13 protein-coding genes are annotated in these 14,744 nt (G+C 69.2%); 7 read left to right on the top strand and 6 right to left on the bottom strand.

The window, feature by feature from the left end:
* The first annotated feature begins 34 nt into the window (after positions 1-34).
* From VH571_RS15560 to VH571_RS15545, 4 genes are read left to right on the top strand one after another with little or no spacing between them, the layout of a single operon-like run.
* The gene (locus VH571_RS15560) at positions 35-688 is read left to right on the top strand and encodes a response regulator transcription factor (protein WP_423265325.1); all 654 of its coding nucleotides are present in this window, start codon (positions 35-37) and stop codon (positions 686-688) included.
* 59 nt (positions 689-747) lie between these two features.
* The gene (locus VH571_RS15555; protein WP_423265324.1) at positions 748-1,794 is read left to right on the top strand and encodes a sensor histidine kinase; all 1,047 of its coding nucleotides are present in this window, start codon (positions 748-750) and stop codon (positions 1,792-1,794) included.
* Positions 1,795-1,803: 9 nt separating this feature from the next.
* Positions 1,804-2,892 carry a GTP 3',8-cyclase MoaA gene (moaA, locus tag VH571_RS15550; protein ID WP_423265323.1) on the top strand — a complete coding sequence of 363 codons (1,089 nt, stop codon included), beginning with the start codon at positions 1,804-1,806 and terminating at the stop codon, positions 2,890-2,892.
* Positions 2,893-2,896: 4 nt separating this feature from the next.
* Positions 2,897-3,163 (top strand): MoaD/ThiS family protein, encoded by a 267-nt coding sequence (locus tag VH571_RS15545; protein ID WP_423265322.1) that lies wholly within the window; start codon positions 2,897-2,899, stop codon positions 3,161-3,163.
* A gap of 157 nt (positions 3,164-3,320) precedes the next feature.
* Here VH571_RS15545 and VH571_RS15540 read toward each other — a convergent pair whose 3' ends face one another.
* Positions 3,321-4,601 (bottom strand): ThiF family adenylyltransferase, encoded by a 1,281-nt coding sequence (locus VH571_RS15540; RefSeq protein ID WP_423265321.1) that lies wholly within the window; start codon positions 4,599-4,601, stop codon positions 3,321-3,323.
* On the opposite strand from VH571_RS15540, the gene VH571_RS15535 reads away from it, so the two are divergent.
* The gene (locus VH571_RS15535; RefSeq protein WP_423265320.1) at positions 4,600-6,186 is read left to right on the top strand and encodes a glycosyltransferase family 39 protein; all 1,587 of its coding nucleotides are present in this window, start codon (positions 4,600-4,602) and stop codon (positions 6,184-6,186) included. The genes VH571_RS15540 and VH571_RS15535 overlap by 2 nt on opposite strands.
* A gap of 72 nt (positions 6,187-6,258) precedes the next feature.
* On the opposite strand, the gene VH571_RS15530 is transcribed toward VH571_RS15535, so the two are convergent.
* From VH571_RS15530 to VH571_RS15520, 3 genes are read right to left on the bottom strand one after another with little or no spacing between them, the layout of a single operon-like run.
* Entirely contained in the window at positions 6,259-7,203 is a 945-nt protein-coding gene (locus tag VH571_RS15530) for a 4-(cytidine 5'-diphospho)-2-C-methyl-D-erythritol kinase (RefSeq protein ID WP_423265319.1), read from the bottom strand.
* Between the two features lie 9 nt (positions 7,204-7,212).
* Positions 7,213-8,271, bottom strand: coding sequence for an LLM class flavin-dependent oxidoreductase (locus tag VH571_RS15525; RefSeq protein ID WP_055963413.1), 1,059 nt, complete (start codon positions 8,269-8,271; stop codon positions 7,213-7,215).
* Complete coding sequence (locus VH571_RS15520) at positions 8,268-9,236, bottom strand: ATP-grasp domain-containing protein (RefSeq protein ID WP_423265318.1); 969 nt, start codon at positions 9,234-9,236, stop codon at positions 8,268-8,270. The genes VH571_RS15525 and VH571_RS15520 overlap by 4 nt, the downstream gene beginning before the upstream one ends.
* Positions 9,237-9,332: 96 nt before the next feature.
* Here VH571_RS15520 and VH571_RS15515 point away from each other — a divergent pair, with 96 nt between their 5' ends.
* Together VH571_RS15515 and VH571_RS15510 are read left to right on the top strand one after the other, a co-directional pair.
* Positions 9,333-10,664: an LLM class flavin-dependent oxidoreductase gene (locus VH571_RS15515; RefSeq protein WP_423265317.1), complete on the top strand. Its 1,332-nt coding sequence runs from the start codon at positions 9,333-9,335 to the stop codon at positions 10,662-10,664.
* A 183-nt stretch (positions 10,665-10,847) separates the two neighbouring features.
* Positions 10,848-13,202: a LamG-like jellyroll fold domain-containing protein gene (locus VH571_RS15510; RefSeq protein WP_423265316.1), complete on the top strand. Its 2,355-nt coding sequence runs from the start codon at positions 10,848-10,850 to the stop codon at positions 13,200-13,202.
* 64 nt (positions 13,203-13,266) lie between these two features.
* On the opposite strand, the gene VH571_RS15505 is transcribed toward VH571_RS15510, so the two are convergent.
* On the bottom strand, positions 13,267-13,749 hold the full coding sequence (locus tag VH571_RS15505; protein ID WP_423265315.1) for a hypothetical protein: 483 nt from the start codon (positions 13,747-13,749) through the stop codon (positions 13,267-13,269).
* A 140-nt stretch (positions 13,750-13,889) separates the two neighbouring features.
* Entirely contained in the window at positions 13,890-14,744 is an 855-nt protein-coding gene (rsmA, locus tag VH571_RS15500; protein WP_423265314.1) for a 16S rRNA (adenine(1518)-N(6)/adenine(1519)-N(6))-dimethyltransferase RsmA, read from the bottom strand.

Here is a 14,744-nt window from a genome sequence, read left to right as displayed (position 1 = left end):
CTGAGAGACGTGCGTCCGCCGGAGAGAGGAACCCATGCGACTGCTCATCGTCGAAGACGAGGTCACTCTGGCCGATCTGGTGGCTCGGGGGCTCCGGGCCGAGAACGTCGCCGTCGACGTGGCCTATCGCGGCGACGAGGCCGACGAGCTGCTGACCGTGAACGACTACGACGTGGCCGTGCTCGACCGCGACCTCCCCGGGCTGCACGGCGATCAGGTGGCGCGACGGATCTCGGAACGGGGCGACAGCACCAGGATCCTGATGCTCACTGCTTCAGGAACCCTCGCCGACAGGGTGGCCGGTCTCGACCTCGGGGCCGACGACTATCTGGCGAAGCCGTTCGAGTTTCCCGAACTCGTCGCCCGGGTGCGGGCGCTGGCACGACGGTCGGCACCGGCGTTGCCCACGATGCTGACCTCGGGAGACATCGTGCTCGACCCCGCCCGGCACCGGGCGACGCGCGGTGGTCGACCCCTCGATCTGACGCCGAAAGAGCTGATGCTGCTGCAGGTGCTCCTCGAGGCGCAGGGAGCCGTCGTCAGCGCCGAGGTGCTCCTGGAGAAGTGCTGGGATCACAACGTCGATCCCTTCACCGGGGCAGTCCGGGTCGCCCTGAGCAAGCTCCGCGGCAAGCTGGGCGAACCCGCGGTGATCACCACCGTCCAGGGGCGGGGGTACTGCCTGTGAGGCGGAGGTCGGCGCCATCCCGACTCGGGTTACGGGGCCGGACAGCCCTCGTCTTCGCGGTGGCGTTCCTCGTTCTCTCGGGTGGCGTCCTGGCCGGGATCAACGTGTTGACCGCCCTCGGCGTCAGCGCCCAATCGGGCGCCTCGATCACCGCCGATGTCTCCGGCACCTCGACCGGAGCCGGCACGGGCGTGGCCACAGTGGGCGTCGATGAGATCGCGCGCCAGCAGCTCTTGCTCTGGTCGCTGATCGGACTCCTGGCCGCCACCGTGCTCGCGGCCGCCGTCGGCTGGGTCGTCGCCGGCCGCATGCTGCGTCCGGTGCGGATGGTCACCGAGGCCGCGAGCCGCATCTCGGCCGAAGACCTGCACGAGCGCCTCGACCACGAGGGGCCCGACGACGAGCTGAAACGACTCGCCGACACCTTCGACGCCCTCCTCGCCCGACTCGAGGTCGCGTTCGACAGCCAGCGACGCTTCGTCGCGAACGCGTCACACGAGCTCCGCACGCCCCTCGCGATTCAGCGGACGGCCATTCAGGTGGGTCTCGCCGACCCCGCACCCGAGAACGTCGCCGCGACCGCCGAACAGCTGCTGGCTGCCAACCGTCGAACGGAGCGACTGCTCTCCGGGCTCCTCGCCCTCGCCACCGGTCAGCGCGGTCTCGAGCGGACCGACGCGGTCGATCTCGACGCGGTCGTCACCGACCAGGTGGAGGTCCGTCGAGCCCAGGCTGCGCAGGAGCACACCGAGCTGCGGGTGCGAGTCGACCCCTCGGTGGTCTCGGGAGACGCGGTGCTTCTTGGGCAGCTCGTGGGCAACCTGCTCGACAACGCCCTCGAATACAGCACGAAGCCCGGAGTCGTCGAGGTCGACCTCGACCCCCGCCTGCTCCGCATCGGCAACACGGGCGCCGTAATCGACCCGGATGCCATTTCGAGGCTGTTCGAGCCGTTCGTCCGCCTCGACGGCGACCGACACAGTGCCGGTGCACACGCTGGCCTCGGGTTGTCGATCGTCCGGTCGATCGCCGACGCGCACGGATTCACGGTGAAGGCGCAGGCACCGGCCACGGGTGGCCTCGTCGTAGAGCTCGCACTGACATAGGGTCGAGGAATGAGCATTTCGCTGGGCATGCCCACCCTGCCGGGTCAGCAGGATCCTGCGCGCCCGGGTGCCGTCTCCCGCCCCGCGGGCGTGCCGGGCCTCCTCGACCGTTTCAACCGGGTCGCGACCGACCTGCGGGTGTCGTTGACCGACCGCTGCAACCTCCGCTGCACCTACTGCATGCCGGCCGAAGGCCTGCCCTGGCTCGATCGCGAGCAGGCCCTCTCCGCCGACGAGATCGTGCGGCTCGTGGGGATCGCCGTTCGCGACCTCGGAGTGCGCCAGGTGCGCTTCACCGGGGGCGAGCCGCTGCTGCGCGCCGACCTTATCGACATCGTCAGCCGCTGCGCTGCACTCGAGCCTCGACCCGAGATCTCGCTCACGACGAACGCGATCGGCCTCGCCTCCCGGGCTCAGGGCCTCGCCGACGCCGGGCTCGACCGGATCAACGTCTCGCTCGACTCCCTCCACGCCGAGACGTTCGCCGCACTGACCCGGCGCCCCTTCCTGCGGCAGGTGATCGCCGGAGTCGACGCGGCCGCCGCAGCCGGGCTCGGGCCCATCAAGATCAACGCCGTTCTGCTGCCGGGCGTCAACGACCACGAGGCTCCCGGGCTGCTGCGCTGGGCTCTCGAGCGCGGCCATGAACTCCGGTTCATCGAGCAGATGCCCCTCGACGCCGACCACACCTGGAGTCGCGACAGCATGGTCACCGCAGCCGACATGCGTCAGCTGGTGGACGCCGAGTTCACCCTCACGGTCGCCAGGGAGCCTCGCGACGGGGCGCCCGCCGAGCGCTTTATAGCGACCGCGCGCGACGGCTCCGGGCTCACCGGAACCGTCGGCATCATCGCCAGCGTGACCGAGGCGTTCTGCGAAGACTGCCGTCGCACCCGGCTCACCGCCGAGGGCAGCGTGATGAGCTGCCTGTTCTCACACGAGGAGACCGACCTGCGAGCCTCGCTTCGCACCGGTGGCTCCGACGACGACATCGCCGACCTCTGGCGGGGCGCGATGTGGGCCAAACCGAAGGGCCACGGCATCGACGACCCCTCGTTCGTGCAGTCCGACCGTTCGATGAGCGCGATCGGTGGCTGAAGCGATGTCGACCACCGTCACCCTCCGCTTCTTTGCCGCCGCTCGGGCTGCCACCGGCCTCGACGAGCTCGCCTGCGTGTCGGCGCGCGAGCCGACCATCGGCGAGCTCGTCGACGGTGTGCTTCCGGCCAGTGGCAAGGATCCCGACGAGCTCGCCCGGGTGCTCGGCCGGTGCGCCTTTCTCGTCGATGGCGTCTCGACGCAGGATCGGTCGCGGGTTGTGCCGGCCGGTGCGGTCGTGGATGTCATGCCGCCCTTTGCCGGAGGCTGAAGGCTGGCACGGTGGCCCTCCTGCAAATTTGAAGGAGAAACGCGGCGGGCCGAGCGCAAACATCACGATCGGCGGGGGTCGACGCGAGGTTTCTCCTTCAAATTCGGAGCGGGGCCGGGCGGGAGCGGGGCCGGGCGGCGAGGCGGGGCGGAGCGGCCTACGAGTGCAGGTTCGGCCGGAAGCCATCGGGGTCGATGTCGCCGAGCGGCAGCGGCACCCGTCCGGTCGCACCAGCACCAGCGGCGAGCGCGCCCGGCCGCAGGTTCCAGCCGAGCATGCCCCGGGTGAGCACGGTGACGTCGTACCCCTCTGCCGCCAGCAGCTCGGCGGCCTGTCGTGACCGCGGCTCGCGCGCGCAGTACACGACGACGGGCACGGCCGGGTCGAGCGGCGGGTGGTCGGCGCTGGTCGACCCGAATCCTGCAGCGAGGATCGACCCGGGGATCGCCTCGACGTCGTGCTCCTGCCGTTCGCGCACATCGACGAGCGCGAAGTCAGCGCCACCGTCGGCGCGAGCGGCGAGGCGCTCCTCGAGGGCGTCGGCTGTCAGGGCCGGAACGGTGACAGGCGGGCGGGCGGCGGCTACCGGGCGGTGCGCCGGATCCTGCCGTCGTTCTTCGGCCCGTTCGGGCGACCGCCGCAGTCGTGATTCGCGCCAGCCGCCGCCGAGCGCGTCGATCGTGACGACCCGGCCCAGCAGCGACTCGCCGGCGCCGGTCAGCAGCTTGATCGCCTCGGTGGCCATGACCGAGCCGACGAGGCCGCACAGGGGTCCGAGCACGCCGACATCGGCGCACGATTCGTCCCAGCCGTCGGCGGGGGCCTGCGGGTGGAGGTCGCGGTAGTCGACGGCGAGTCCGTCGGGAGCGGCATCCCAGAAGACGCTGACCTGGCCGTCGAAGCGAGCAACGCTGCCCCAGACGACGGCGAGCCCTCGGGCGGCCGCCGCATCAGCGACCAGGTAACACGTGTCGAACGAATCGCTTCCGTCGACGACGAGGTCGTAGTCGTCGAGGATCCGAACGGTCGCCTCATCGAGACGGAACGCGTGAACGCGCACGGTCACCTCGGCATTGGCCTGCCGCACCCAGTCGGCGGCTGCGCGCGCTTTCGGCAGCCCCACCTGATCGGCGCGGTAGAGCACCTGCCTCTGCAGGTTCGAGAGATCCACAGCATCGTCGTCGACGATTCCCAGGGTGCCGATGCCGCTCTGCGCGAGATACTGGATGATCGGGCTTCCGAGCCCACCCGCTCCGATGACGAGCACTCTCGCGTTATGCAACCGAGACTGACCGCTCAGGCCTATCTCAGGCAATCGGATAGTGCGTTGGTAGCGTGCGAGGTCGGGTGCTTTCGCGCCCTCTTCGCTGTGTCGGGGGAAAGCACCCCCGCTCGAGCCTTTTTGTCCGTCACCCACCAGAGGAGGAAGCGCCACCATGACCAACCTCCTCTCGTCGTCGACTGCTGCGATTCCTACTGTACGGCCCTCTCAGACGGGCCCGATCGGTCTGCTTCGACGTCTGCGGGCACACCCGGGCGGCGACCCCGCGATCGCTGGTCTCTTCGGCTTTCTCGTCAGCGTGGCGTTTTCGTGGGTGCCCTCGGTCTGGTTCGACGAGTCGGCCACCGTCGTCTCGGCGACCCGCTCGTGGAAGCAGCTCTTCGCCGAGGTGCAGAACGTCGATGCCGTCCACGCGACGTATTACGCGCTCATGCACGGCTGGTTCGACCTCGTCGGCTACACGCCCTTCACCCTGCGGCTGCCGAGCGCTCTCGCGGTGGGAGTGGCCGCCGGTCTTCTCGTCGTCCTCGCCCGAGAGCTCACCACGCGGCGAACTGCCCTCGTCGCCGGCCTTCTCTTCGTGGTACTGCCACGGGTCACGTTCATGGCCACGGAAGGGCGTTCGTACGCCACGGCGACGGCCCTTGTGGTCGCCCTCACGCTCGTGTTCGTGCACGCCTCGAAGCAGACCCTGAAGAATCCTTCCCGCTTCGTTCGGTGGTGGCTCCTCTACGGAGTCGTGGCCTTGGCCTCCGGCGCGGTCTTCCTCTACACGGTGCTCATCGTCGTGGCCCACGGCGTCACCCTTGCGCTCTGGAGCCTGCGCGGGCGCCGCGCCGGCCGGGCTCAGGCCTGGCGTTCGCCCATCGGCGGCTGGTTGGTCTCGTCGGCGATCGTGGGCGCCTGCCTGGTACCGCTGGCCCTCCTGTCGAGCAGCCAGTCGAAACAGATCAGCTGGATCTCGAAGCCCGACTTCTCCACACTCGTCAGCCTCTTCACCTGGCCGTGGTTCATGCAGAACCTCCCGATGGCGGGGTTCGGCTGGGCGCTTGTCGCGGTCGGCATCATCGCGGTCGTGCGGCGGCGATCGCGTTACGACGCTCCCAACGTGGTGCAGATCGCGGTGCCGTGGATCCTCGTCCCCGTTGTCGGCCTGATCGTCGCCTCGACCGTTCTCAGCCCCCTCTACTCGCCGCGGTACGTCGCCTTCGCGGCCCCCGCTGTCGCGCTGCTGATGGCGGCGGGCCTGACGTCGCTGAAGTTCCGAGCTGTGATCGGTGCGGGCCTCATCGCCGCGATCGCCCTCACGGCCCCGAGCTACGTCGAACAGCGTCAGACCGAGGCCAAAGACAGCTCGTCGTGGTCGGAGGTGGCCGCCCTCATCGCGAAGGAGCGCGCCCTCGAGCCGAGCGGAGCCGCCGACGCGATCATCTATGGCCCCATCCGTCGGCACCCGGCTGCATCGGCCCGGAACATCGCCTACTCGTACCCCGACGCATTCGAGGGCATGACCGACGTGACGCTCAAGACGCCCGCCGCCGAGACCGGCTCGTTGTGGGAGACCCGCTACCCGCTGTCGGAGACGATCGACCGCGTCGACGGGCACCGGTACGTCTATCTCGTCACGAGCAACAGGCAAGACCTCCGCCCGAGCGTGACCTCGGCCCTCAAGGCCGAGGGCTACGAAGTCGATCAGGAGTGGAGCCTGACCTGGGTGAACGTCGTCCGGTACGAGCGCTAATACTTCTCTGGCAGAACGAAGTCGGCACCGGGGAGTCCTCGTCGGTCGCTCTCGATCGGCCTGAATGCAGGGTCAGTCGGCGATGAGGCGGGCGCCGTGAACGGGCCCGGTCGCCCGCACGACCTCGAGCTTGGTTGCGCCGAGGGCAAGTTGCAGTTCGAGCGCCGCATCGAGATCGGGCGCGAGGAACGCGACGGTCGGGCCGGATCCTGACACCATGCCCGCGAGGGCTCCGTTCTGCTCGCCCAGCTCGAGAACGGCCGCGAGCCCCGGCTCGAGGTGCAGCGCGGGGGCCTGCAGATCGTTGTACATGACGTCGGCGAGGCGGGCAGGATCACCGGCGCGGAGAGCCTGCAAGACCGCGGAGTCGACGCGGGGTGAGCGCACGACGGGGCTGATGTCGGCCTGGTGCCGCAGCCGGTGCTGGTCGAGTTCGCTGTAGACGGCGGGGGTCGAGAGGCCGAAGTCGGCCAGGGCGAGCACCCACTGGAAGGTGCCCTGGGCCAGCGCCGGGCTCAACTCGTCGCCGCGGCCGGTGCCGATGGCTGTGCCGCCCATGAGGGCGAACGGTACGTCGGCGCCGAGCTGGGCCCCGAGTCGCTGCAGTTCGTCGCGGGACAGACCCGTGTTCCAGAGGGTGTCGCAGGCGAGAAGGGTCGCCGCGGCATCGGCCGAGCCGCCACCCATTCCACCGGCGACGGGCACGTTCTTGTCGATCGAGAGTTCGACTCCCCCGCGGTAGCCGGCCGCCTTCGCGAGTAGTTTCGCGGCACGGATGGCCAGGTTGGTGTCGTCGACCGGCACGCCGGAGAGATCAATGCCCGCGGTCGTCGAGGTGAAGCGCACCGTGAACTCGTCGGAGTCTCGGGCCCGGACGTCTTCGTAGAGCGAGACAGCCTGGTAGGCGGTGGCCAGTTCGTGGTAGCCGTCGTCTTGCAAGTCTCCGACGGCCAAGAAGACGTTGATCTTGCCCGGGGCGCGGGTGTGCACCACGGTCGAGGGCGCCACAGACGTCATACGACCAACCTACCTGGGTGCGACGGCCTCTCGTACCGACGTCGATTCGGCCCGCACGAGGGGAATGACGTCACGGGCGAACCGCTCCATCTCTTCGACCTGCGGCGAGAACTGGAGCAGCAGCGTGTCGACGCCCACCGCTTCGAACTCGAGGATCCGGTCGGCCACCTGCCGCGGAGTGCCGACGAATCCGGGCCGGAGCCCCCGGTTCGACACCGAATAGTCGCGAAGGTCGGGCTGGTGCTCGAGATGCGACTGCTTGATGAAGTCCTGATACGACTCGTAGGCGGCCCCCGAGCTCACGTCGGTGATGCGGGCGAGCTCCTGCTCGGCCTCGGCCTCGGTGTCGCGCACGATCGCGTAGGCGGCCATGCCGAACGCCTCGAACGGCGTGGCACCCGCCGCCTCGCGCTTCACTCGCATGTCGTCGATCTTGACCCGGAGCTCGTCGACGGTGCCGCCGTGCGTCAGATAGGCGTCGGCGAACCCGACGATCGCGGCTTTGCCGGCCGGGCTCTCGCCGCCGGCGTAGATGCGCGGTTGCACCCGCGGCTTAGGCTCGAGGTGGGAGCGGGTGAGGTCGTAGTAGTCGCCGTGGAAGTCGTACGGCGTCTCGTTCCACAGCCCCTTGAGGATGCTGACGAACTCGCTGGTGCGCGCGTAGCGGTCGTCGTGCTCCGAGAAGATGCCGCCGTACTGCCGCGACTCCTCCTCCCACCAGGCGCTGACCACGTTGAGAGTGAAGCGACCGCCCGAGACCTCGTCGATCGTCGCGGCCTGCTTGGCCGTGACGGCGGGCAGGTGGTAGCCGGGGCGAACCGCCGCCATCAGCTCGAGCTTGTCGGTCACCGCAGCGATCGCGGCCGTGAGCGACCACGCCTCGAGTGAGGGCGCCGCGACGCCCTTGATGTCGTTGAGGTTGAGCTCGGGGATCAGCGTCAGGTCGAAGCCGACGCGCTCGGCCGTCTGCACGACCTTCTTCACGTAGTCGAAGGTGACGGGCATCTGCTCGTCGTCGATGTTGCGGAGCCAGCCGCCGAAAATCGGTGTCCAGAAGCCGAACCTCATGCGAGGGCCTCGACCTTCGACGACTCCGGGTACCGTGCTTCGAGCAGGCCCCCGAGGAACTTCGCGATCTCGCGCGGCCCCGACTTCGGAGCCGCAGCCTCGACATCGGGGTTGTAGTTCGTGTTGGTGTTGACGTCGTAGACGACCGTGCGGCCGTCGGTCGTCTCGATGAACTCGATGCCGGCGATCTCGATCTCGTTGGCCGCCAAAAACTCGGGAAGCCGCTTGATCAGAGGGTGCTCGGCGATCGGGTCGCCGTTCGCCGTCCGCTCGCGCAGGGCGAAGAGCGGGGCCTGGCCGGGAAGCGCGCACGCGTCGGCCGGGCAGAATTCGAAGGATCCGCCCGACGTATCGACGCGCACCGCGTACACGAAATCTCCGCCGACGAACTCGGCCCGCGTCACGAACGACTCGGCGCCGACGAGCAGCTCCTGGATGAGCGTGATGCCATCCGGCGACGATTCGAAGTCCGGGCCATCGACCCAGGCCCGGAACTCGTCGATCGAATCCCAGCGGCGGACGCCGAGGCCCTTGCCGCCCTGGTTGTGCTTCGAGATGAACGGAGCGCCGAACGCCACCGCGGTCGCGACCAGATCGGTCGTGCCGAACACGGCCTTCGTGCGCGGCACGTCGAAGCCGAGCGCCTGCAGAGCGACGTGCTGCTGCACCTTGCTGACCTCGAGGTCGATGACCGTGCGGCCACCGACAGTGCGGCGACCCGCGGCCTCGAGCCACGACAGGGTCGCGCGCGTGAACTCCTTCGAGAACTCGTTGCCGCGCGTGTGGGCGCTCGCCGACATGCGCGACCAGTAGACGCCCTCAGCGGGTTCGGCCGTGAGGTCGATGGCGCCGTCGGTGAGCAGGAGCTCCTCGACGGGAACGCCTTCGGCCTCGAATGCGGCGCGGAGCGGGGGGAACCACTCGGGGTTCTCGTGGATCACGTAGACGGTGGGCTGATCGGTCACCGCCTCAGCCTAGGCACTCGCCTGGGTGCGCGCTGAAGTGTTGCGCCCCGCTACGCGTCCGTCGCACCGCGGCAGCGACACAGGCACACTGGAGCAATGGCACGGATGCAGCACTTCGGATGGTTCTTCGGCCGAGGCTTCGGCCCGCAGGGCTGGCTCCGGCCCGACTGGCACTGGAACCTCCGCTGGGATCGCCCCGACCTCTATCAGCAGTCGGCGCGCGAATTGGAGCGCGCCGGCCTCGACCTGCTGATCATCGAAGACAGCCTCTCCCCCGGCCCCCGTGAGCAGCTCGACCTTCGCGTGCGCGGCGCCCTCGGCGCCCCGAAGCTCGATCCGCTCCAGCTCACGCCGTACCTCTTCGCCGCGACCGAGCACCTCGGCGTCGCCCCGACGATCAACGCCGGCGTCTTCCCGCCCTACCTCGCCGCACGCCAGTTCGCGACTCTGCAGCACCTCAGCGACTACCGCGTAGGCCTCAACGTGGTGACCGACGTCAAGGGCAGCCGCCACTTCGGAATCCCCGAGCTGGCACACGATCAGTCCTACGACCGTGCCGAGGAGTGGATGCACGTGGTCCGGCAGCTCTGGCACAGCTGGGCCGACGGGGCGATCGTCGAAGACACCGACACCTGGCGCTACGCCGACGGATCGAAGCTCGACGCGTTCGAGCACCGCGGCGAGTACTTCTCCCTCGACGGCCCGCTTAACGCTCCCCCGTTCGACCCGGCGGCCGGCGGCGGAGACGGCGACCCGGTCATTGTCTCCCCGGGCGGCTCGGGTCGCGGCCTGGAGTTCGCCGGGCGCAACAGCGACGTGCAGCTCGCACTCGCCAAGCTCGACGTGGAGACCGTCCGGGCATATCGGGCGAAGATCCACCGAGCGGCCGAGGCCGAGGGGCGGAAGGCGACCGCCATTCGGATCCTTTTCGTTCTGACCCCCGAGATCGTCGCGAGCGAGGAGGAGGTCGACCGGATCGTGGCCGCCTCGGCCCACCCGAGCGATGCCGATCTGCACGAGGTCATCGAACGGCAGTCGATCATCACCGAGACCGACCTCACGGGGCTCGACCTCGACAGGCCGCTCGACCCGGCGGTCTTCGGTCAGCACGTGTCGACGGGCAGCATCGGCGGACTCGTGGGCGGCGCCGACCCGGCCACTCCGTTGCGCGAGCTCTTCGTGGCGAAATACCGCAAGGGCCGGATCAGCGACGGATCCGGGTTCGTCGGCACGGTCGAGCAGGTCGCCGACTTCATCGAACGGCTCGGCGACGACGCCGACAACGACGGCTTCATCTTCAACGGCGACCTGCACCCGGTCACGGTGCACCGCGTGCTCGACCGGCTTGTGCCCGAGCTGCGGAAGCGCAGGATCCTGCGCTCCTCGTTCGGTACCTCCGGTCTGCGCGGCAACCTCACCGATTTCTGACCGGCCCCGAAACTGCCCATCGCGTTTCTCGACAATTCGAAGTAATCTCGGGAGTGTCGTTGCCACGGCCCGACACGGCTACCCGAGCCACCTCCGCGTCAACCGCTACCCGACCGGTTTGCCCTCCCCCAGGCGAACTGGTGCCAAGACGCTGATCCAGTACCACGCACTGAAAGCACCCCTTTGTTCCTGTCCCGAAACAGGAGACTCGCCGCCGCATCGGCAACCGTTCTCGCGCTCGTCGCGGGAAGCCTGGTCGTCGCCGATGCCGCGCTCGCGGACTCCGCACCCACCGCCCCGACCAACCCGAAGACTCCGGCCACCGTCTCGGCGGTGTCTCTTCCGACGCCTCAGATCAACGGCGTCGTCTGGACCCAGACCGTCGTGGGCAACACCGTCTTCGTCGGCGGCAAGTTCTCGACCGCGCGACCAGACGGCGCTCTGCCCGGCCGGTCGACGGTCAAGCGCTCGTCGATCCTGGCGTATGACATCCGGACGGGCGCTCTGATCGCGAAGTTCGCGCCCGTGCTGAACGGCCAGGTCAAGACGATCGTGCCGTCCGCCGACAAGAAGCGTCTCTACATCGGCGGTGACTTCACGACGGTGAACGGCACGACGAGGAACCGGATTGCCGCGATCTCGCCCGCTTCGGGCAACGTCGTGTCGTCGTTCCGCGCTTCCGCGAACAAGCAGGTCAGCGCCATCGCCGTCTACGGGTCGACGGTCTATGCCGGCGGAGCCTTCACGACGATGGACGGCCGGTCTCGAGTGAAGGTCGCCGCCGTGTCGTCGAGCAAGGGCGCTCTCACCTCGTGGGCCCCCAAGCTCAAGGGCGGCGACGTGACGTCGATCGCAATCGCGCCGCGCGGAACACGGGTCGTGCTCGGCGGAGCCTTCACGTCGGTGAACGGCTCGTCGACCTACGGCTATGGCCTCGCCTCGCTCGTCCGCACCACCGGTAAGACCACGCGCTGGGCGGTCGACCGCGTTGTCCGCAACGCCGGGGCGAACTCGGCCATCACGAGCCTGACGGCCACGTCGACCGGTGTCATCGGCACCGCGTTCCGCTTCGGAACCAGCGGAAACTTCGAGGGGGCGTTCCGAGCCGACTGGTCGACCGGGGCTGTGCGATGGCTCGAGACCTGCCGGGGAGACGTGTACTCCGCGGCCGTCTCGGGCTCGATCGTGTACACCGCCGGGCACGCTCACAACTGCGACTCCGTGGGCGGATTCCGCGAGACCAAGCCGGTGACCCACCGCCGCGCTCTCGCGTTCACGCTCGCCGCGACCCAGAAGCTCAATGACCGAGGATCCGGGCCGAACGCCGCTTTCACCGGCCGCCCTTCGCCGAGCCTGCTCAACTGGTACCCCGAGCTCACCCCTGGGACCTTCACCGGCAAGCAGCAGGCGGCCTGGAGCGTCGCCGCGACGTCGAAGTACGTGCTGTACGGCGGGGAGTTCACGGCCGTCAACGGACGCCCCCAGCAGGGTCTCGCGCGGTTCGCCGCACCGGCCTCCGCAGCTCAGTCGACCGGCCCCGTGTCGAACGGCGCCGGGTTCTTGCCCACCGTCACGTCGACGGTTCCGGGAACGGCCACGGTGAGCTGGAAGTCGAACGCCGACCCCGACAACTCGACGCTGACCTACCAGCTCTACCGCGACAGCCTCAACGACGCTCCCCTCTACCAGGTCAAAGCGGACTCGAGCGTCTGGTACCGACCCCGGTTGTCGTTCACCGACACGGGACTCACCCCCGGTGCCACCTACTCGTACCGGATTCGGGCCATCGACCCGTACGGCAACGCCGCGCTCGGCGACCGCGTCTCGGTGACCATCGCCTCCTCTGCGCCACCGGCGTACGCCGCGTCGGTCCTCGCCGACAAACCCACGTCGTTCTGGCGGTTCGGGCAGGCGAGCGGAAGCACCGTCCGCGACGAGACGGGACTCGCTCCGTTGACCGTCTTCGGAAAGCCCGTCCCCCGGGCCGCGGGCTCCAGTGCCGACCGCACAACCGCGACCCAGTTCACCGGCGCGACGTCAACGTACGCCGGCACCGCGGAGCCGTCGACCACGACAGCGGGAGCCCAGACCATCGAAGCGTGGGTCAAGGTACCCAAGGGCAAGGGTGGCACCGTGGTCGTCTTCGGAGACTCGATCGGCCGGACCTCGGGAGCGACCGACCGGATGCTCTACGTGAGCTCGAAGGGCCTTCCGGGCTTCGACCTTCGATCGTCGACCACCGGCGACTTGCTCGGCAGGAGAAGCATCGCCGACGGCATGTGGCACCAGTTGGCGCTGACGGCCACGACGAAGTCGGCACAGCTGTTCGTCGACGGCAAGGTCGTCGCCTCGAGGACGGCTGCCATCTCGCTCCCGTCGCGCTGGGGCTACTGGCGAGTTGCCGGCGATCGATCGACGATCGCGAAGCCGTACCTTACCGGCACCGTTGACGACGTGTCGCTCTACCCGCGCGCGCTGTCGAGCAGCCGCATCGCGGCGCACTTCACGGCGTCGAAGAAGGCACCGGCCTCGAAGTAACAAGGATCGGCCATATCGACGCGGTTCGCCGCGTCGGTATGGCCGATTTGCGTCGGTTCGCCTCTCAGACCGGAGGCCGAGCGGCGACGCGCTCGATGGCATGCTCGAGGCGACGACGCAGCTCGGGCACGCGTTCGGGCAGCCGGATCCTTGATTCTTCGATCGTGACCGCGCACCGCCCCTCGCGAGACGCGCCCACACGAGCCTCGAGCCGGTCGCCGCTCTCGAGCAGCCACACGGCGACGGAGCGCTCGGGTTGGCGATGCACCTCGGCTGGCGCGGCACCGCCGATCGTCGCGGCCTCGGCGATCGCGCTGTCGAGGAGATCGGTCTGGGTACCCCGGATGCTGCGGCTCGCCGCCACCGCGAAGGTCCCGTCGGGCTGCTGACCGGGCAGCGCGATGCCGTGCGCCTGCTGATACCGGACGGCCACCGACTCGGCACCCCAGTCGGGCGCCTCGTAGACCTCGACGAGCAGGTCGACGATCTGCGCGTGCGAGAGACGCGTGGCGTCTTCGGCGTCGAGGATCTCGAACCACTCGGCCACGCCTCGGCCCGATCTCGCGGCGAGCTTGGCATCCGTGGGGCCGGCCGCCGCTCGGCGCGTCGCCGGGCTCGTGGCTGCACTCGACCCGCTCGGTGCGCTCCCCGCCACCTCGGGCCGTCGCCTCCGCTTCGGAGACACGACTACTCGGCCCGGTCAGCCAGCCGCACTCGGGCGATGGCCAGGAAGTCGTCGACCGTGAGCTCTTCGCCGCGACCGGTCGCCGCCAGGCCCGCGCGCTCGATCGCGTCGGATGCCTCCGCCGACGAGCCGAACACGACCGACAGCGACTGGCGGAGCATCTTGCGGCGCTGCTGGAACGCGGCGTCGACGAGCTCGAACGTGGCGGCACGCTCGACCTCGGTGCCCTTCGGTTCGCGCTGGTCGTAGGCGACCAGAATGCTGTCGACGTTCGGCACCGGCCAGAAGACCTGGCGGCTGACCTGACCCGCCGTCGACCAGATGCCGTACCAGGCCGCCTTGATGCTCGGCGAGCCGTAGACCTTCGACCCGGGCGAGGCCGCGAGACGGAGCCCCACCTCGGCCTGGACCATCACGAGCCCTCGCGTCAGCGACGGGAAGTGCTCGAGGAAGTGCAAGAGCACCGGAACAGAGATGTTGTAGGGCAGGTTCGCGACGAGGTGCGTCGGCTCGGACGGCAGCTCGGTGACCTTCATCGCGTCGGCGACGACCACGGTCAGGTCGGCGTCGGGCTGCAGCAGGCGCACGGTCTCGGGCAGCTGTTCGGCCAGCCGCTTGTCGATCTCGACCGCGGTGACCGAGGCACCGGCTTCGAGCAGACCGAGAGTCAAGGATCCGAGACCCGGCCCGATCTCGACCACACGAGTCTCGCGTGCGACCTTGGCAGCCCCCACGATCCGCCGCACGGTGTTGCCGTCGTGGACGAAGTTCTGGCCGAGCTTCTTCGTCGGCTGGATACCGAGGAGGTCGGCGAGGTCGCGGATTTCGGCGGGCCCGAGAAGCGTGCTGGATGCCAC

It is taken from the genome of Frondihabitans sp. 4ASC-45, from assembly GCF_049472575.1.
Taxonomy (GTDB): domain Bacteria; phylum Actinomycetota; class Actinomycetes; order Actinomycetales; family Microbacteriaceae; genus Frondihabitans.
Note: the sequence above shows the minus strand (reverse complement) of the source record. Positions and strands in the feature narration are given on the sequence as shown.